Source organism: Streptomyces sp. NPDC005899 (assembly GCF_040629645.1).
GTDB lineage: Bacteria > Actinomycetota > Actinomycetes > Streptomycetales > Streptomycetaceae > Streptomyces.
Map to the genome: position 1 here is coordinate 1 of NZ_JBEXWB010000086.1, position 19353 is coordinate 19353.

Here is a 19353-nt window from a genome sequence, read left to right on the forward strand (position 1 = left end):
GGCGCGGTCCTGAGCCGCTCCGGGCCGCGCAGCAGCCCGCCCCGCGGGTCGGCGGCGCGCAGGAAGCGGCGCAGGATCTCCTCCCCGGCCGCGACGCCCCGCTGCGGGAGCACCTCCACCCGGGGCGCGCCCCAGCCGCTGTCGGCGAGCTCACCGTGACCGGGGCGCCAGCCGTGGTCGGCGGCGGTCAGCAGGTCCGCGTCGAGGAGTGAGTCGCCGGCGGCGAGGGTCGTCGTCGCGCCGCAGCGCCGGGCCACCTCGTGCATCGCCGCGCTCTTGGTGAGCGGCTTGGGCACGGCGTAGATCTTGCGTCCCTGGAGGGAGACCGTCCAGCCGCGCGGGTCCGCCCAGGCGGCCAGTTCCCCGACCCAGCCCTCGGGCAGGGCCGGGCGGTCGACCACCAGATAGGCGAAGACGTTCTCGGCGACGCGCTCCTTGAGCAGCCAGGCCGGGTCGGCCGTCGCGAGGAGGTGGGCGCGTACCTCGTCGAGTGAGGCGCACTCGTCGGCGAGCCGGGCGGCCACCTGTGCCTGCCAGTCCCGGTCCGCGACGCCGTCGACCAGCAGGTGCCCGCCGTTGGCGCAGATCGCGTACCGGGGTGCGGGGCCGGGGAGGTGGATGCGCCGGTACTGCTCCCGGGTGCGGGTCGTGGTGGGTACGAAGACGGTGGTGCGGGCGAGTTCGTCGAGCAGGCAGGCGGCCTGCTCGGTCATGTAGGAGAGCGGCTTGCGGTCGTAGACCTCCACGCACAGCAGCCGCGGGGCCTGCTCGTCCGGCATCGGCAGCTGGAGCGCCGCCGCCGAGTAGATGAGGGTGCGGTCGAGGTCGCTGGCGACGAGCGTCACCGGTGGCACGGGTACGGACGTGGTCACTTCCCCGTCACCGCCGTGCCGTCCGCCCCGGTGGCGCCGCGGGTGTACTTCGGGTGGATCAGTCCGACACAGGTGTACGGGAGCCCGTCGACCTCCTCGACGGGGACGCCGCGCTGCTCGGCGAGCAGCCGTACGTGGTCGAGGTCCGAGCCCGCCCCGCGGGCGGCGAGGATCTTCCAGGGCACGCGGCGCAGCAGCACCCGGGTCGTCTCGCCCACGCCGGGCTTGACGAGGTTGACGTCGTGGATGCCGTACTCCTCGCTGATGCGCTCGACCGCCGCCCAGCCCTCCCAGGTGGGGGCCCGGTCGGGGGCGGCGATCAGTTCCTTGGCCTCGGCGTCCACCGCGTCGGCGACCTCGTCGAAGCGGGCGGTGACCGTGTCGAGGAAGAGGCCGGAGACGTCGGCGCCGGCGAGCTCCCGGTAGAACTTCGCACCGTGGAAGTCGTGCGGTCCGACCAGGTCGGCGCGGAGCACGGTGCGGGAGATCAGCCCGGACACCGTGCTGTTGAGGCAGGCGGACGGGATCAGGAAGTCCTCGCGCGTCCCGTAGGTGCGTACGCAGCCCCCCGGGTCGGCCAGTACGGCGATCTCCGGGTTGAAGCCGTCGAAGCCGGCGAGCGCGGCGGCCAGTTCCCGGGTGATGGCGCCCTTGCCGGTCCAGCCGTCGACGAAGACGACGCCCGCGGGGTCGTGGTGGGCGGCCAGCCAGCGCAGGGCGTTGGCGTCGATGCCGCGGCCCCGGACGATGGAGACGGCGTAGTGCGGCACGTCGAGCCCGTGGCGGTACCGCGCCCAGCGGCGCATGAGGACACCGACGGGGGTGCCGGCCCGGGCGAGGGAGACCAGCACAGGGCGGCGGGTGGAGGCCTCCCCGCCCGAGCGGGCGCGGGAGTGGGGGAGTTCGGCGAGGATCGTCTCCGTGACCGTGCCGACCGCGCGGGCGATCCGGGCCGCCGAGGTGTCCAGGGCGGCCAGGAACAGTTCCTGGTACTGCGGGCTCGGCTGGTACTCGACGGGCAGCGATTCGGCGTAGTGCGCCCCGCCGCTCTGTATCGCCTCCTCGCGCTCCTCGGTGGGGGCTTCCAGCGGGGTGTCCGAGAGGTCCTGGAGCAGCCAGCCGACGTCGTCCGCCGCGTAGGAGGAGAAGGCGGGGCCCCGGAGGGGTTCGGGCAGCATGGCGGCGTTCTTCCTTTCGGAGGAGCTCGGGGGGACGGCCCCGGCGGGCGTCGCGGAGGGGGCCCCTGGGACGTACGAGGGCACGACCGCGAGCAGGACCCGGCCGGTGTGCGCGGTGAGCCGGTCCAGGAGGCCGCCGGGGGCGTGCAGTGCGGGGGTGTCGGCGGCGGAGTCGACGACGGCGACGACTGCGTCGAATCCGGCGCCCGCGACGTTGTAGGCGTACCGCTCGCCGGGCCCGTCGGCGGGGTCATCGTGGGCCGGGAAGACGAGGCGGCTGCGTATGGCGTAGCCGGGGTCGTCGACGGCGAGTACGGGCGAGCGGGTGGTGGTGGAGTACCGCACGTCGGCGGTGGTGGCGTCCTCCAGGGCGGTGCCGAACCGCAGCGGTGCGTACATCAACTCCTCGAAGCCGAGGACGAGGACCCGCCGGGCGTCGCCCAGCGCGTCGGCGATCCTGCCGGCCATGCCCGGAAGGGCGGCCTCCAGGGCCGCGCGGTGGGCCGGGGTGAAGCCGTGGCGCCCGCCGTCGGGGACCCCGGCGGGCCAGTCCAGTTCCACGCGTACGGGGGCGGCGCGGCCGTCCGGCCCGGCCGCTTCCAGGGCGGCTGCGGTCGCGGGGTCGGCCTCGTGGGCGGCGACCAGCTCGCGGCCCTTCTCCAGGACGCCGTCCGGCAGGAGTACGGTGCCCGAGGCGCGGGCCACGAGGTCGATCCGGGCGCCGATCTCCCGGGCGAAGGTGTCGAACCGCTCCCGGTCCGCCTCGGACCGCATGTCGACCAGGGCCACGATGACGTACCGGTCCCTGGGGTAGCGCTCGTGGAGTGCGCGGATGGTGTTCAGCACGGTGTTGCCGGTGGAGAACTCGTCGTCGACCAGCACCAGCGGGGCTCCCCGGTCGGTGGCCGCCAGCAGCTCCGGATCCTCCGGGAGCAGCAGGTGCGAGGTGGCGTGCGAGTGGGACTCCTCGAAGCCGCCCGCCTGCTCGACGCCCTCGACGGGCCTGCGGGTCGAGTGGAGGTACGGGGCCACGCCGAGCCCGTCCGCCACCGCGTGGCCGAGCCCCGTCGCCGTCTCCGCGTAGCCGAGGACGACCGCGCGGTGGGCCTCGGCCTCACCCAGCAGGTCCCGGACCCGTTCGCCGAGCTCGAAGCCGGCCCCGTGGACCACCGAGGGCCGCTGCGGCACGTGCTTGCCCAGCACGTTCGACACGAGCAGGTGGGCCCGCTTGGGGTTGCGGCGCAGGGCGAGGCCCAGCAGCTCACGGAGCTCCCCGTCACCGGTGAGTTCGACGCCGAGCCGCCCGGCGACCCAGTTTCCCGACCACTGCACGTCCACTACCTCTTCTCCCGGCACACCGGCCGCGCCGGGTACACCGGACAGGCCCGCCGTGACGGGCGCTCGTGATGCACCCGCCGTGACGGACACACCTCATTCACCGGACTCACCGGGTGGACCGGCATCACCGGCACCACCGGTCTGGTCGGACACACCGATACCCACTCACCCATGGTCCCGCTCAGTCCGTCAGGCCCGCGGCCAGCAGTTCGACGAATCCGACGTTCTCGCGGGCCACGCCGAAGACCTCGGCCCGCTCCAGTGTGCGTTCCGCCCAGGCGCGGTGGGGTTTCACCTCGTTCATCTTGTTCGTGTAGGCGGACCGCAGCACTCCGCCGCCGCCCCGCTCTGGCCGCAGGATGTCCTGCGCGTCGCTGTACTCCTCGTGGCTGACGACGGACAGCGCGTGCACGGGCAGGACGTGGGAGGGGTGGATGCAGGTCTTGCCGAGCAGCCCGTTGGCCCGGTCGAGTTCGATCTCGCGCAGCAGTCCGTCCAGGTCGTGCTCGATGAGGGCGGTGCGCAGCGCCTCGGCCCGCCCCATGAAGGGGCTACGGCGCAGTTGGGGTTTGAACATGCGCTCCTGGAGGCGGAAGTACTCCCACACGGGGCCGGTGATCGTGAACCCGGTGCCGTCGGCGCGGCCGAGCACGTTGACCACGTCGCCGATGACCGCGCCGACGATCTGCACGTCGTAGGCCGTCATGTCGGGGGCCCTGCGCAGGCCGTACGCCGAGCAGAAGTCGGTGACGCCGAGGCGCAGCGCGAGGATCCGCTCACGGTACTTGTCGACGGTGCGGGCGACCCCCTGGAGGCTGTCGTGCCGGCTCTCCAGGTGCAGCAGCTCGGGGGATTCGAGCACGGGCATGGCGAACAGCCGCCGCCCGCACGCCGCTTCGGCGGCGGCGAGAGCTTCCAGAAAGAGTTCGCCACGCTCTTCCGTGAATTTAGGAAGTACGAATCCGGACAACAACGGGACCGAGCTGCCGAGGCGCTTCACCAGGTCCGTGATCTGCTCCGGTTCGCGGACCCTGATGAAGAGCAACGGGACGGCGGCGCCCCGCGCCTCGAGGTCGGCGAACTGCTGGACCAGATTCTCCTCGGCGCCCACCACCTCGGCGTCGTCGATGGAATCCTCCAGGCAGAGCACCATGGAGACCACTCCGCGGCCGGCGAGTTTGATCACGTCGTCGGCCAGCCGGGGCCGGGTGGCCGGGCTGTAGAGGGTGGCGCCGAGCGCCGCCGCGAGTACGCGGGCGGAGGAGTCCGCGCTGAACTCGCACGGCTCCCGGAAGAACAGGCCCTCACGGGCGACGGGCGAGACGTGCCCGAAATGACGCATGTGTTTCCCCCGTACTGCCTGAGAGGCCGGACAACGTATGGCCGGTAATAGTACGTACGGACAGGTGTCGGCGGTTCCCCGGCCGCGTGAACTTCGGGTAACTCGGCCATTTCTCACACTCTTCGCGGCGCGCCTCCCTGCCGGCCCGGAACCCGCCCTGGCCTACTGGTGCCGACCCCCACGTTGTCCGGGCGGCCCCCCAGCAGGCAGGATGACCGGCATGACGCACGCGATGCTGAAGGGCTCGAACGTCCCTCTCGACGCCATGGCCGTACGGGCGGTGCTGCGCTGGACCCCCGGCGCCGGGGTGCCGGACGTGGACGCCTCCGCCCTGCTGCTCGGCGCCTCCGGCCGGGTGCGTTCCGACGAGGACTTCGTGTTCTACAACCAGCCGCGGCACCCTTCGGGTCTCGTGCGCCGGCTGCCCAAGCGCAGCACCCCCGAAGGGCTCACGGACACCATCGAGGCGGACCTGTCCGCGCTCGACCCCTCCGTCGATCAGGTGGTCATCGCCGCGTCCTGCGACGAGGCGGCTTTTCAGCAGGTCAGGGACCTGCGCATATCGCTGTACGACGCCGCGTCGGCGGACGGCGAGCCGCTCGCCGTCTTCGACGTGCGGGCCGAGACCGGCGAGGAGAGCGCCATCATCTGCGGCGAGCTCTACCGGCGCGGTGAGGGCTGGAAGTTCCGCGCCGTGGGACAGGGCTATCCGAACGGCCTGGTCGGGCTGGCCACCGCGTTCGGCATCTCGGTCGACGAGTCCGAGGCGGCGCAGGACGCGGACCGGGCGGCGGAGCCCGGCGCACCGGACCCGGACGCCACCGCGGCTGTCCCCGCCGCCGGAGCCGGCGCCACCGCGGCTCCCGCGCCCGCTCCGGACGCGCAGGCCACGATCCAGCACCAGCAGCCCGGCTACGGCTACCCCCGGCCCGCGGCGGCGCCCCAGCCCTCCTACGGCTACCCGCAGGCCCAGCCGTCGTACGGATACCCGCAGCCCGCCGCCCAGCCCGCCTACGGCTACCCGCAGCCCGCGGCCGCCGCGGCGCCCGCCGCCGACCCGCACTTCGTGCTGCCCCCGCAGGGCCCGCAGTTCCTCCGGCCCTGAACCGGCACCGCGGCCACCGCTCACGGTGACCACTCAGGCCCGCGTCTTGTAGCCGCGTCCCCACTGCATCCCGAAGCCGTACATCCGGTCCAGCTCCGACTGGAACCCGTACACGAACTTCACCTCGCGCCGCACGACCAGCTCACCCTTGGAGTTGTCCACGGTGAAGACGGCGCACGAGCGGGCCTGCGGGGCGCGCTCGTCCAGCTCGATCTCGATGCGGGGGCCGTTGCCCGGGTAGAGCGTCACCTTGGCGTGCGTACGGTCGAACGCGGGGGTCTGGTCGTAGATGTACACGAAGAACAGCAGCCGCTTGATGGCGTCCCGCTTGTCGAGGTTCACGTAGACCGTCTCGCCCGACGGCGCGCCGAAGCGGTCGTCGCCGCTGAGGCGGACGAACGGCGGCGCGTGCAGGTCCCCGATGAGGTTGCCCAGCGGCTGCACCACACCCTTGGTGCCGTCCGTCAGCTCGTACATGCAGCCGAGGTCCAGGTCGACGTTGACCATGCCCTGCGTGTGGGCCTGCACCACGTCGGGCTGGAACAGCTTCAGCGGGCGCAGCAGCCGGCCGCCCTGCCGCGGCCCGCCCCCGATGTCGGAGGTGCGCATCCGCCACGACAGGTTGACGCGCAGGTTCCCCGACAGAGCGCCCTGCTTCTTCAGCGAGACCGTGGCGTTGCGCCGGGAGAGCAGGATGGAGTTCGTCGCGGAGTTACCCGACTCGAACTGCGCCGCCCGCCCCGGCCACAGGCCGTCCCAGAAGCCCATCCCTACCCCCACACGCCTAGGTACCGCCCGATCCCACCCCTGCCCGCCCCCGCCGTGCTCACACCCCTGCGGGGCGGCCACGGCCCGGCCCGGGACTTCCCGGGAACCGCCGCCGTGGGCCGCCCCGCAGAGAGAGCGTTCCTCAATACCCGCCGTGTCACACCCCGGAAGGGACTTCCGCCTCGGAGTCGGAGCCGCCGTCGCCGCCGGCGGCGGCGATCGCCTTGTTGCGGCGCACGGAGGACCAGAAGGACCAGGCGATGAGCACCACGCCGACGAGGCCGGTGATGATCTCGTTGATCTCGTACTGGATGGTGACGAGCAGGATGACCGACAGGGCGCCGATCGCGTAGTGGGCGCCGTGCTCGAGGTAGACGTAGTCGTCCAGGGTGCCCTGACGGACGAGGTAGACGGTGAGCGAACGGACGTACATGGCGCCGATGCCGAGGCCGAGGGCCATCAGCACGATCTCGTTGGTGATGGCGAAGGCGCCGATGACGCCGTCGAACGAGAAGGAGGCGTCGAGGACCTCGAGGTAGAGGAACATGAAGAACGCGGCCTTGCCGGCGAGGACCACGGCGGAGGGGGACTTGCCCGCCTTCCTGGCCTCTTCCTCGGCCTCGTGCTCGCGTTCCTCCGTCTCCTCGAGCCTGTTCTCGAAGAAGCCGGAGAGGCCGCCGACGACGAGGTACGTGATCAGACCGGCGATGCCCGACAGCAGGACGGTCTCCGCCTTGTCCGCGTGACCGCCACCGTGCTGGTGCGCCTGCGTCGCGAACGTCATGGCCGAGATCAGCAGAACGATCAGCGCGACGCAGACCGACAGCATGTCGACCTTGCCGAGCTTGGCGAGCGGGCGCTCGATCCAGCGCAGCCACTGGATGTCACGGTCCTCGAAGATGAAGTCGAGGAAGATCATGAGGAGGAACATGCCACCGAACGCGGCGATGGACGGGTGGGCGTCCGTCACCAGTTCCTTGTACCGCTCCGGGTCGTTGAAGGAGAGATCGACGGCCTCGATGGGGCCGAGTTTGGCGCTGATGGCCACGATCACGACGGGGAAGACCAGCCGCATACCGAAGACCGCGATGAGCACGCCGACGGTGAGGAAGATCTTCTGCCAGAAGGCACTCATCTTCTTCAGGATCCCGGCGTTGATCACCGCGTTGTCGAAGGACAGCGAGATCTCCAGGATCGACAGGATCGCGACGATGCCGAATGCCTGCCACCCCCCGTAGAACACCGCTGCGACCAGGCCGAGCGCGGTAATCGCGAACGACCAGCCGAAGGTTTTCAGAAGCACTGGCTACCCCATCGTGTAAGTAACGGGTCTCCCCCGGTTGAGTACGGGGCTCCCCCGCGCCGTGCGCGGCTTTACGAAACGTTGACCCCGAAGTCTAGAGCGATGCCCCGGAGTCCCGACGCGTACCCCTGTCCGACCGCCCGGAACTTCCACTCCCCGCCGTACCGGTACAGCTCACCGAAGATCATCGCCGTCTCCGTGGAGGCGTCCTCACTGAGGTCGTACCGTGCGAGCTCCTGACCGTCCGCCTGGTTCACCACGCGGATGAAGGCATTGCTGACCTGGCCGAACGTCTGCCCGCGGTTGTCGGCCTCGTGGATCGAGACCGGGAAGAGGATCTTGTCGCAGTGCTCCGGCACCTGCGGGAGGTCGACGATGATCGACTCGTCGTCGCCTTCACCCTCACCGGTGAGGTTGTCGCCGGTGTGTTCGACGGAGCCGTCGGGGCTGGTGAGGTTGTTGTAGAACACGAACCACTCGTCACCGAGCACCCTGCCCGACTGGCACAGCAGGGCGCTGGCGTCGAGGTCGAAGTCGGCGCCGGTCGTGGACCGCGCGTCCCAGCCGAGCCCGACCAGCACCTGGGTGAGATTGGGTGCGGCTTTGGAGAGGGAGACGTTGCCTCCCTTGGCGAGCGTGACGCCCATGGTGTGTCCTCCCCGATGTGATGGACCTGCGTTCGAGCGTGCGCGCCCGGCGCCGCACGTCGTGCGGCGCCGGGCGCGTGGGATCCGGGGCGGCCGCGCGTCCGGCCGCCCGGCTCCGGGTGACTCAGACGTTGACGCCGAAGTCCTGCGCGATGCCGCGCAGACCCGAGGCGTACCCCTGGCCGATGGCACGGAACTTCCACTCCGCGCCGTTGCGGTACAGCTCGCCGAAGACCATGGCGGTCTCCGTCGAGGCGTCCTCGCTCAGGTCGTAGCGCGCCAGCTCGCTGTTGTCCGCCTGGTTCACCACGCGGATGTACGCGTTGCGCACCTGGCCGAAGCTCTGCTGGCGGCTCTCGGCCTCGTAGATCGAGACCGGGAAGACGATCTTGTCGACGTCGGCCGGGACACCGGCCAGGTTGACCTTGATGACCTCGTCGTCGCCCTCGCCCTCACCGGTGAGGTTGTCACCGGTGTGCTCGACCGAGCCGTCGGGGCTCTTGAGGTTGTTGAAGAAGACGAAATTCCCGTCGCTGCCGACCTTGCCCTCGGCGTTCGTCAGCAGGGCGCTGGCGTCGAGGTCGAAGTCACCACCGGTGGTGGTACGGGCATCCCAGCCCAGACCGACGATGACCGCGGTCAGGTTCGGCGCGGCCTTGGTCAGCGAGACGTTGCCGCCCTTGCTGAGGCTGACTCCCACGAGTCCTCCAAAAGTGTTGAGAGGGCCGGCAGACACCAGCGCCCCCGTCGTGCGTTGGCATCGGATCAACGATCCGATCCTAGTGACCGGTTCCCGGCCAAAACAGGCTTTTGACCGGCTGCCACGGGGAGAACCCCCCGATCCGGCCTCCGGAGTTCCCCGTACGGCGGCCGGGAACCCCCGGCACGGCGGCCGGGGAACCCCCCGGCACCCGCCGGGGAGCGCCCGTACCCCCGCCGGGGTGGCCCGCCTGCGGCCCCCGGGGGCCGCCTGACGGCCGAGCGGGATCCCCGGACGGTCCTGTCCGGACGCCCGGGTCAGAGCGCGTCGAGCGCCTTGATGTAGTCGTTCAGGTCCCGCGCGTCCGGGAGGCCGTTGACCACGCTCCAGCGCACCACGCCCTGCTTGTCGATGACGAAGGTGCCGCGCACCGCGCAGCCCTTCGCCTCGTCGAAGACGCCGTAGGCGCGCGACACCTCGCCGTGCGGCCAGAAGTCCGAGAGCAGCGGGTACTCCAGGCCCTCCTGCTCGGCGAAGACGCGCAGGGTGTGGATCGAGTCGTTGGAGACGGCGAGCAGCTGCGTGTCGTCGTTCTCGAAGCGCGGCAGCTCGTCACGGAGCGCGCAGAGCTCCCCGGTGCAGACGCCGGTGAAGGCGAACGGGTAGAAGAGCAGCACCACGTTCTTGGCGCCCTGGAAGTCGGACAGCTTCACGGTACGGCCGTGGTTGTCCTTCAGCTCGAAGTCCGGAGCCGGTGTGCCTACCTCGATCGCCATGTGAACGCGTCCCTTCGCAAACGTCACCAGTTCCCCGCGCCGGTCCGGCCGGGTGCCACCCACCCTACGCAGCGTCCGCCGGCGGGTTCCCGGAGGTCCGGCCGGGCCGCCTCGGGGACGTGCGGAGGCCCCCGGCGGCAGGTGCCGTCAGGGGCCTTCGGTGATGCGGATCGTTCAGCGCTTGGCCTTGGCCCCCTTGGGGGTGACCAGACGGCTGCCCGTCCAGTCCTTGCCCGCGCTGATGCTCTTGGTCTGGGCGAGACCAGCTGTCTGGGCAGCCTCGTTGATGTCGCTCGGTTCGACGTATCCGTCGCGGCCGGTCTTGGGCGTCAGCAGCCAGACCGCCCCACCGTCCTCGATCAGACCGATGGCATCCACCAGCGCGTCCGTAAGGTCGCCGTCCTCGTCCCGGAACCAGAGCAGGACGACGTCAGCGACGTCGTCGTAGTCCTCGTCGACGAGTTCCTGGCCGATCGTGGCCTCAATGCCCTCACGGAGCTCCTGCTCGACGTCGTCGTCGTAGCCGATCTCCTGGACCACCTGTCCGGGTTCGAACCCCAGCCTTGCGGCCGTGTTGGTCCGTTCCTCCGCGTGGTCCGCGGTCGCGCTCACGGGTTGCCTCCTGATCATGTTTCGGAAAATGCTTCAGCCACGCGCGGGCGCGGGGCGTTGGCCGTAGTCCACACGGGCTCGGCGAATCGCGCAAGTACCCGGCGTACGAGACCGCCTATACGGTGACGTTCCCTGCCACGTCGCCGCAAGCTCCGGCACGTCTCCTGCGGGGTCCGGCACGGCGTCCGAACCCTTTACGTCCTTCCTCAGCTTATGCCGTATCGGTCCGCCATTCGGAGTCGAACAGCCTTTGGGAACACTTGGACGCCTTGGGCGTATGGTTGCGGTTTGGGCCGGTGCGCCGTCGTGCCGACGTCGACCCGCGCCCGTACCGGCAGCTGGAAACCCTGTGGTTACCCCACAGTAGAGATGACGCCGCAGCCCTCGCGGTACACGATGGAGGCGGCGTACAGCAGCCTCCCGGGGGGCAGGCTTCCCGGGATTCAGGCCCGAAGGGCATCACCGACCAGCGAAGGAACAGCGTGGCTTCCGGATCCGATCGCACCCCGATCATCATTGGCGGCCTTCCCAGCCAGGTCCCGGACTTCGACCCGGAAGAGACCCAGGAATGGCTCGACTCCCTCGACGCGGCCGTGGACGAGCGGGGCCGTGAGCGCGCCCGCTACCTGATGCTCCGGCTCATCGAGCGCGCGCGTGAGAAGCGTGTCGCCGTGCCGGAGATGCGCAGCACCGACTACGTGAACACGATCGCCACGAAGGACGAGCCGTTCTTCCCGGGCGACGAGGAGATCGAGCGCAAGATCCTCAACGCCACCCGCTGGAACGCCGCGGTGATGGTCTCGCGCGCCCAGCGGCCCGGGATCGGCGTCGGCGGCCACATCGCCACCTTCGCGTCCTCCGCCTCCTTGTACGACGTGGGCTTCAACCACTTCTTCCGCGGCAAGGACGACGGCCGCGGCGGCGACCAGATCTTCTTCCAGGGGCACGCGTCCCCGGGCATCTACGCCCGCGCCTTCCTGCTGGACCGGTTGAGCGAGGCGCAGCTCGACGGCTTCCGGCAGGAGAAGTCGAAGGCGCCGAACGCCCTGTCCAGCTACCCGCACCCGCGCTCGATGCCGGACTTCTGGGAGTTCCCGACGGTGTCGATGGGCCTCGGCCCGCTCGGCGCGATCTACCAGGCGCGGATGAACCGCTACATGGAAGCGCGCGGTATCGCCGACACCTCCGATTCGCACGTGTGGGCCTACCTGGGCGACGGCGAGATGGACGAGCCGGAGTCGCTCGGCCAGCTCTCCATCGCGGCCCGGGAGGGCCTGGACAACCTCACCTTCGTGGTCAACTGCAACCTGCAGCGCCTCGACGGCCCGGTGCGCGGCAACGGCAAGATCATCCAGGAGCTGGAGTCGCAGTTCCGGGGTGCCGGCTGGAACGTCATCAAGCTGGTCTGGGACCGCACCTGGGACCCGCTGCTCGCCCAGGACCGCACGGGCATCCTGGTGAACAAGCTGAACACCACCCCGGACGGCCAGTTCCAGACGTACGCGACGGAGACGGGCGCGTACATCCGCGAGCACTTCTTCGGCGACGACCCGCGGCTGCGCGACATGGTCAAGGACATGTCCGACCAGCAGATCCTGCACCTGGGGCGCGGCGGCCACGACCACCGCAAGGTGTACGCGGCGTACGCGGCGGCCAAGGCGCACAAGGGCCAGCCGACCGTGATCCTGGCGCAGACGGTCAAGGGCTGGACGCTCGGCCCGAACTTCGAGGGGCGCAACGCGACCCACCAGATGAAGAAGCTGACGGCGGAGGACCTCAAGCGCTTCCGTGACCGGCTGCACCTCCCGATCGCCGACAACCAGCTGGAGGACGGCAACCCGCCGTACTACCACCCGGGCCGCGACTCGGAGGAGATCCAGTACATGCACGACCGGCGCAAGTCTCTGGGCGGTTACGTCCCGACGCGCGTCGTGCGGGCCAAGCCGCTGCCCCTGCCGGACGAGAAGGCGTACGCGACTGCGAAGAAGGGATCCGGCCAGCAGTCGATCGCTACCACCATGGCGTTCGTCCGCGTATTGAAGGACCTCATGCGGGACAAGGAGATCGGCAAGCGGTTCGTGCTGATCGCGCCCGACGAGTACCGCACCTTCGGCATGGACGCGTTCTTCCCGAGTGCGAAGATCTACAATCCGCTGGGTCAGCAGTACGAGTCGGTGGACCGTGAGCTGCTGCTGGCGTACAAGGAGTCGCCCACGGGGCAGATGCTGCACGACGGCATCTCCGAGGCGGGCTGCACGGCCTCGCTGATCGCGGCCGGTTCCGCGTACGCCACGCACGGCGAGCCGCTGATCCCCGTGTACGTCTTCTACTCGATGTTCGGTTTCCAGCGCACCGGTGACCAGTTCTGGCAGATGGCCGACCAGCTGTCGCGCGGTTTCGTGCTGGGCGCGACCGCCGGCCGTACGACGCTGACCGGTGAAGGGCTCCAGCACGCGGACGGCCACTCGCAGCTCCTCGCGTCCACGAACCCGGCGTGCGTCTCCTACGACCCGGCCTTCGGGTACGAGATCGCGCACATCGTCAAGGACGGTCTGCGCCGGATGTACGGCGGGACCCCCGAGGAGAACGAGGACGTCTTCTACTACCTCACGGTCTACAACGAGCCGATCCAGCACCCGGCCGAGCCCGCCGACGTGGACGTCGAGGGCATCCTCAAGGGCGTGTACCGCTACAGCGCCGGTGAGCGGGGCAGCATCCCGGCCCAGATCATGGCCTCCGGCGTGGCCGTCCCGTGGGCGGTCGAGGCGCAGCGCGTCCTCGCCGACGAGTGGGACGTCAGGGCCGACGTCTGGTCGGCGACCTCCTGGAACGAGCTGCGCCGCGAGGCGGTGGACGTCGAGCGGTACAACCTGCTCCACCCGGATGAGGAGGAGCGCGTCCCGTACGTGACGCGCAAGCTCTCCGGCTGCGAGGGTCCCTTCGTGGCCGTGTCGGACTGGATGCGCGCGGTGCCCGACCAGATCGCGCGCTGGGTGCCCGGCGCCTACCAGTCGCTGGGCGCGGACGGCTTCGGCTTCGCCGACACCCGGGGCGCGGCCCGCCGCTTCTTCCACATCGACGCGCAGTCGATCGTGCTCGCGGTGCTCACGGAACTGGCCAAGGAGGGCAAGGTCGACCGTTCGGTGCTGAAGACGGCCGTCGACCGGTACGCGCTCCTGGACGTGGCGGCGGCCGACCCGGGTCCGGCCGGGGGCGACGCGTAACGGCGCGGTTCCCACGAGAAGGGCGGCGGGCCCCGGCGGTCCCGCCGCCCTTCGGCGTGTCCCGGGCGCTCAGCTCTCCCAGATCTTGAAGGCCCGCACCGTGTAGGGCGACCGCGGCACCCAGGTGCCGCCACCAGGGTAGGTCTCGAACTCGCCGGTCTCGGCGCACTCGGCCGACTGGTAGGTGGTGACGGGCCGGCCGGTGCGGTTGACGAGTGCCTGTGCGGTGGTGCCGGCGGCGAGCGGCACGCAGCTCTCGATGTCGACGGTGGACAGCTCGTGGGTCTGTGCGGCTCCCCCGAAGTCCGGCTTCGCCCACAGGCAGAGCTGCCCGGACCCGCACGGGGCGAGGCCCGCGGGAGCGGTGCGCGGCGCGCTGCGGGAGTGCTCCTGCCCGTCGCCGGGACCGTGGTGCGCTCCGGACGCGGATCCGGCGAGGACGGTGGACGGGACGAGTGCGGTGGCCGCCAGGGTGACGGCGAGAACGGTCGTGCGCATGGTGGATCAACCCCCGTGGTCGAGCGAGCCGGACGACTCGCGATGACCGCACTCTGACCTGCCCGGACAGGCACCGGGAAGGGGGCGGGCGGCGGACCACCCTGATAGGCGACAGCCCCGCCGGACCGGTCCGGCGGGGCTGTCGTACGCGCTGTGTTGACGTCGGCCACTCGCAGTGCGCCCGGGTACGCGCCCGGCGTGCGCCTGGAAGGCCGGGAGGTCAGATGTGGCCTGCCCCCATGCCGGCCTCGGCGTTCACGCCGCGCTTGGTGAGCATGGCGACCAGGGCCGCGACCACCGCGACGATTCCGGCGACCATGAACGCGGAGCTCATCCCCGACACGAACGTGTCATGGGCGACGCCCGCGATCTTCGCCGCGACCTCCGGCGGCGTACCGGGGGCCACCGGCGGCATACCGACCTCGATGGCCGAGGACGCCTGCTCCAGCTGTGCCGCGTCCACCGGGGGGAGCTCCGCGGCCTTCCAGTTGCCGTCGAGCTTCGCGTCGACCTGGGCGGCCATGACGGCGCCGAGGACGGCCGTGCCGAGGCTGCCGCCGACCTGCATGGCGGCCTGCTGGAGCCCGCCCGCGACACCGGAGAGTTCCATCGGGGCGTTGCCCACGATGACCTCGGTGGCGCCGACCATGACGGGTGCGAGGCCGAAGCCGAGCAGCGCGAACCAGAGCGACATCGTGAGCGTGCCCGTGCCGATGGTCAGCTGCGACATGCCGAACATGGCGACGGCCACGGACACCATGCCGCCGACGAGCGGCAGCCGGGGACCGAACCTGGTGATCGCGGCGCCGGCGAGCGGCGAGCCGACGATCATCATGCCGGTGAGCGGCAGCAGGTGCAGGCCGCTGTCGACCGGGCTCATGCCGTGGACGTTCTGCAGGTAGAAGGTGACGAAGAACAGGCCGCCCATGAAGGCGAAGGCCATCAGCACCATCAGGACCACACCGGCCGAGAGCGGCACCGAGCGGAACATGGCCAGCGGGATCAGCGGTTCGCGGACGTTCTTCTGGGAGAGCGCGAACACGAAGAACAGGACCACGGCGGCGCCGAGGAAGCCGAGGGTCTTCGGGTCGCCCCAGCCCCACTCGGAACCCTTGATCAGCGACCAGATCAGGCAGAACATCGCCTGGGACAGCAGCACGATGCCGCCGATGTCGAACGACCTGGGCGCGTTCTCCGCGCGGTGGTCCCTGAGGATCACCAGGCCGAAGACGAGCGCGACCACGCCGACCGGCACGTTGATGAAGAAGACGGACTGCCAGCTGACGTGCTCCACGAGCACGCCGCCCAGGATGGGGCCGCCGGCGGTCGACGCGCCGATCACCATGCCCCAGATGCCGATGGCCATGTTCAGCTTCTCGGCGGGGAAGGTGGCGCGCAGCAGACCGAGCGCCGCGGGCATCAGGAGCGCGCCGAAGAGGCCCTGCAGCACGCGGAAGACGATCACCAGGGTCACGCTGTCGGAGAGGCCGATGGCCGCCGACGCGGCGGCGAAGCCCGCGATGCCCACCAGGAAGGTCTGGCGGTGACCGAAGCGGTCACCGAGCTTGCCGGCCGTGATCAGGGAGACCGCGAGGGCCAGCATGTAGCCGTTGGTTATCCACTGGACGTCGGCGAGTGACGCCTTGAGGTCCTGCTGGATGGCGGGGTTGGCGATGGCGACGATCGTGCCGTCGAGCGCCACCATCATGACGCCGATGGCGACGGCGAACAGCGTCAGCCAGGGGTGGCCGCGCAACCCCTTCGCCGGAGCGGGAACAGGGGTGTCTTCGGGCTCCCGCGACGCCTTCTCGACAGTGGTCTGACTAGTCATGCGCAGGAGGCTAATGTCAGCCACTGACAGTTGACAAACCATTTCACATGACAGTAACTGTCGCGTAGCTCACAGGTAGGCTGAGCCGGTCGAAGCGGAAGAAAGGGGTCCGGTACGTGACGCGCAGGCAGACGTCCGGGGAGCTCACGACCGGGACTCCAGCCGGCCTGCGTGAGCGCAGGAAGCAGCGCACACGTGAGGCCCTTCTGCACGCCGCGCTCCGGCTCTTCGCCGCCCAGGGCTACGAGCGGACCACGGTCGACGAGATCGCCGAGGCGGTCGAGGTGTCCCAGCGCACCTTCTTCCGCTACTTCGCGAACAAGGAGGCCGTCGCCTTCGCCGTGCAGGAGGCGGTGGAGGCGCGCTTCCTGACGGAGCTGCGTCAGCGCCCCGCCGAGGAGGCGCCTTTCCAGGCACTGCGGCGGGCCGCGCTGAACGCCTGGGCGGGAGCCACCGAGGCCGTCGAGGGCGACGTCACGGACGAACTCCACATGAGCACCTACCGCATGATCGAATCGACGCCCGCGCTGCTCGCCGCGCACCTGCGCCGCAGTGTCGACCTCGAGGTCCAGGCCGCCCGGCTGATCGCGGAGCGTGAAGGGCTGGATCCGGAGACCGATCCGCGCCCGCGGGTGGCCGTCGCCGCGTTCTCCGGCGTGATGCGGATGACCGGACAGCTCTGGGGCCGACGGCAGGACGCCGGGGCCGACGCTCTGCGCCAGTTGGCCGAACACCACCTTGACCAGCTCGGACCTGCGTTGTCGGGCAGCTGGCGCACCGCTTAGACGGGCCGTACGACTGTGCCGTACGCCTCACGGCGTCACCATGGCCGAACTCACAGGGACCCGGCCCCCGTCCGGCACCGCGCCGCACCCGGGGGTCGGACCGGGGCGCCGGGACAGCTCACCGTAGGGACGACCCTCACACGGAGTGAGGGACGAGAGGTGGATTTCCCGTGCTCGGGTGATCTGCGTCACCCGTGCGACGGCCGCTCCCGGACGTCTCCTAGGGTGGTGCGCAGTGACTTCCTTCGACTCCTCCCCCACGATCACCGCCTGGCGGGCCCTGCTCGCCGTCGCGGTCGTGTTCGTGATGCTGGCGACCACCGGGTGGACCGCCGTGCGTCACCAGCACGCGGCCGGGCCGCGCGACTCCGCCCTCGCCTCCTGGGCGAGGGACCGGATAGCCGGTCACGCGCTTCCGGACGCCGGCGCGCCGCCCTACCGCCTCGCCCACTTCTTCGCGACGCTCACGGCGGGCCGGCAGGTGGCGCTCGCCGACAAGCACCCGCTGGTGGTGGGCAACATGGACGGCGCGCCCGTCACCCTGCGGTACCGGGCCAACCGCGAGGCGCTGGTGCGGGCGGAGGCCGACGAGCTGAGGCGCGCGCGGGACCCGGGACTCTCCCCGGACGGCCGCGACCAGGCCCTGCGGCGGGTGGAGTGCTTCAGGTCGCTGCTCGCGGGCGACCGGCAGATCCTGTCCTTCGACCCGGCCGGCCGTGGCAGGGCGGCCCCGCGGCACCCACCGCGCCCGCAGCGCCGGCGCCGGCGGCGCCGGACACCTTCTTCTTCTTGCCGCTCTTGGCCCCGGTGATCGTGGGCAGCGCCATGACCTGGGTACGGTCGGCCGGCGGCTCGGCAGGGCGCTCGGGCGCGTTGATCACGGCGTTCAGCAGCACGCGGGCCCCCGCGTCGTCCAGCCGCTGCTCGGGATCCCGGACCAGCAGGCCGTAGATGACCTCCTCGAGCGGGCCGGCGTTCTTCGGCGGATCGACCGGCTCCGTCATCACGGCGGTCAGCGTGGCGATGGCCGAGCCCTTGTCGTACGGCGGGCAGCCCTCCACACTCGCGTACAGCAGTCCGCCGAGTGACCACAGGTCCGCGGGCGGCCCCGGCTTGTGCCCGCGGGCCCGCTCCGGCGAGATGTACGAGGGCGCGCCGACGAGCATGCCCGTGGAGGTGACCGAGGGGTCGCCCTCCACCTGCGCGATGCCGAAGTCGGTCAGGACGACCCGGCCGTCCTCGGAGATCAGTACGTTGGACGGCTTGACGTCACGGTGCAGGATCCCCTCGCGGTGCGCCGAGCGCAGCACGTCGAGAACGGCCAGCCCGACCTCCGCCGCACGCCTCGGCGTCAGCGTGCCGTCCTCGCGGATGACCTCGGCGAGGGACTTGCCCTCGACGAGCTCCATGACGATCCACGGCCGGTCGTCCTCGTCGACCACGTCGTAGACCGTCACCGCGCTGTTGTTGCGGATCTTCGCGATCGCCTTCGCCTCACGCAGTGTGCGTGTGATCAGCCGACGCTTCTCGTCATCGTCGATGGCCGAGGGGAACCGCAGTTCCTTGACCGCGACCGTGCGGCCCAGCGTCTCGTCGGCAGCGCGCCAGACCGTGCCCATGCCGCCCCGGCCGAGCACCTCCCCGAGTCGGTACCGCCCCGCGAGGAGGCGTCCGTCCTTGTCCCGTTGGGGCTCCCGTGCCTGCTCCGCCTCCGACATGCGTCCCCTCTGCGATCAACCCGCCCTGGCAGAGCGTTCATTGTCCCTCACCCCGGGACCGGTCGTGGTCCGGGGTCCGCGGTCGGCCGTGATGCGGCCGGAGGAGGGAGTCCGTCACCGTGCCCGCCCCCACCCGCTCAGCGGCTCCTCACCGGGCCCGCTCCGCTCGCCCCGGATGCGGTGAGCCTGCCCAGCGAACCACACCGCACCCCCGCATCGTCCTCCCTGACCCGGCTCGCCGTCGAGGGTGGGGTCCCTCTGCCGCCCTGTCGGACCGTCACGAATCACCGCTCCCGCTCGCGGTCCGGCGCGCATCGGCGCTGCCCCGAACCGGCCGGGACGACCGCGCGGAGCAGCGCGGACGGCGTCGGTGACGGGGTGGTGACGGGGGCGGCCCAAGCGCTCAACTCGCCCACGAGGCGGGCCACGACCGCCGGACCACGCCGACGGCGACGGCGACGGCCACGACGGCACCGGCCGTGGACGTGGCCGGGACAACGACGGGGCCCACGGCCTGTCATGCCCGGACACGCCCGCCCGGCCATAGAACCCACGGCACCTGACGCCCCGGAACACGGACGGCACGACCACCGCCCCACGGCTCCCGCCCGCCCCGGCCGGCACCGGAGCTCCCGCACCCGGACCCCCGGTGCCGG

At 71.0% G+C, this 19353-nt stretch carries 14 protein-coding genes and 2 pseudogenes; 4 read left to right on the forward strand and 12 right to left on the reverse strand.

What is annotated here, in order from left to right:
* The 3 genes from ABZ371_RS13160 to ABZ371_RS13170 form a co-directional block, all read right to left on the reverse strand.
* A partial coding sequence (locus ABZ371_RS13160; protein WP_358677723.1) for a hypothetical protein occupies positions 1–872 on the reverse strand: 872 nt, incomplete at its 3' end.
* Complete coding sequence (locus ABZ371_RS13165) at positions 869–3388, reverse strand: phosphoribosyltransferase (RefSeq protein WP_358677726.1); 2520 nt, start codon at positions 3386–3388, stop codon at positions 869–871. The genes ABZ371_RS13165 and ABZ371_RS13160, both read right to left, overlap by 4 nt.
* 181 nt (positions 3389–3569) lie before the next feature.
* Complete coding sequence (locus ABZ371_RS13170) at positions 3570–4730, reverse strand: HpcH/HpaI aldolase/citrate lyase family protein (protein ID WP_358677728.1); 1161 nt, start codon at positions 4728–4730, stop codon at positions 3570–3572.
* Between the two features lie 211 nt (positions 4731–4941).
* On the opposite strand from ABZ371_RS13170, the gene ABZ371_RS13175 reads away from it, so the two are divergent.
* Positions 4942–5835: a TerD family protein gene (locus tag ABZ371_RS13175; protein WP_358677731.1), complete on the forward strand. Its 894-nt coding sequence runs from the start codon at positions 4942–4944 to the stop codon at positions 5833–5835.
* Between the two features lie 33 nt (positions 5836–5868).
* On the opposite strand, the gene ABZ371_RS13180 is transcribed toward ABZ371_RS13175, so the two are convergent.
* The 6 genes from ABZ371_RS13180 to ABZ371_RS13205 all read right to left on the reverse strand — a co-directional run bounded on the left by ABZ371_RS13180 (position 5869) and on the right by ABZ371_RS13205 (position 10641).
* Positions 5869–6603 carry a Tellurium resistance gene (locus ABZ371_RS13180; protein WP_358677734.1) on the reverse strand — a complete coding sequence of 245 codons (735 nt, stop codon included), beginning with the start codon at positions 6601–6603 and terminating at the stop codon, positions 5869–5871.
* 157 nt (positions 6604–6760) lie between these two features.
* Complete coding sequence (locus ABZ371_RS13185; protein ID WP_358677736.1) at positions 6761–7906, reverse strand: DUF475 domain-containing protein; 1146 nt, start codon at positions 7904–7906, stop codon at positions 6761–6763.
* A 71-nt stretch (positions 7907–7977) separates the two neighbouring features.
* Positions 7978–8553 carry a TerD family protein gene (locus ABZ371_RS13190; RefSeq protein ID WP_358677739.1) on the reverse strand — a complete coding sequence of 192 codons (576 nt, stop codon included), beginning with the start codon at positions 8551–8553 and terminating at the stop codon, positions 7978–7980.
* A gap of 124 nt (positions 8554–8677) precedes the next feature.
* Positions 8678–9253 (reverse strand): TerD family protein, encoded by a 576-nt coding sequence (locus tag ABZ371_RS13195; RefSeq protein WP_124276684.1) that lies wholly within the window; start codon positions 9251–9253, stop codon positions 8678–8680.
* A gap of 317 nt (positions 9254–9570) precedes the next feature.
* The gene (locus ABZ371_RS13200; protein WP_358677743.1) at positions 9571–10029 is read right to left on the reverse strand and encodes a peroxiredoxin; all 459 of its coding nucleotides are present in this window, start codon (positions 10027–10029) and stop codon (positions 9571–9573) included.
* Positions 10030–10203: 174 nt separating this feature from the next.
* Positions 10204–10641 carry a DUF3052 domain-containing protein gene (locus tag ABZ371_RS13205; protein WP_056784969.1) on the reverse strand — a complete coding sequence of 146 codons (438 nt, stop codon included), beginning with the start codon at positions 10639–10641 and terminating at the stop codon, positions 10204–10206.
* Positions 10642–11123: 482 nt separating this feature from the next.
* Here ABZ371_RS13205 and aceE point away from each other — a divergent pair, with 482 nt between their 5' ends.
* A complete protein-coding gene (gene aceE / locus ABZ371_RS13210) occupies positions 11124–13865 on the forward strand; it encodes a pyruvate dehydrogenase (acetyl-transferring), homodimeric type (RefSeq protein WP_358677747.1) in 2742 nt (913 codons plus the stop codon).
* Positions 13866–13934: 69 nt separating this feature from the next.
* On the opposite strand, the gene ABZ371_RS13215 is transcribed toward aceE, so the two are convergent.
* Complete coding sequence (locus tag ABZ371_RS13215) at positions 13935–14363, reverse strand: peptidase inhibitor family I36 protein (RefSeq protein WP_358677750.1); 429 nt, start codon at positions 14361–14363, stop codon at positions 13935–13937.
* A 220-nt stretch (positions 14364–14583) separates the two neighbouring features.
* Positions 14584–16194: an MFS transporter gene (locus ABZ371_RS13220; RefSeq protein ID WP_358677753.1), complete on the reverse strand. Its 1611-nt coding sequence runs from the start codon at positions 16192–16194 to the stop codon at positions 14584–14586.
* Between the two features lie 116 nt (positions 16195–16310).
* Between ABZ371_RS13220 and ABZ371_RS13225 the strand changes: the two genes are divergently transcribed.
* Positions 16311–16979 carry a TetR family transcriptional regulator gene (locus tag ABZ371_RS13225; RefSeq protein WP_358677755.1) on the forward strand — a complete coding sequence of 223 codons (669 nt, stop codon included), beginning with the start codon at positions 16311–16313 and terminating at the stop codon, positions 16977–16979.
* Between the two features lie 235 nt (positions 16980–17214).
* A pseudogene (locus tag ABZ371_RS13230) lies at positions 17215–17709 on the forward strand (hypothetical protein); the annotation flags it as partial.
* A gap of 85 nt (positions 17710–17794) precedes the next feature.
* On the opposite strand, the pseudogene ABZ371_RS13235 reads toward ABZ371_RS13230, so the two are convergent.
* Positions 17795–18697 (reverse strand): annotated as a pseudogene (locus tag ABZ371_RS13235) (serine/threonine-protein kinase); the annotation flags it as partial.
* Positions 18698–19353 lie beyond the last annotated feature (656 nt).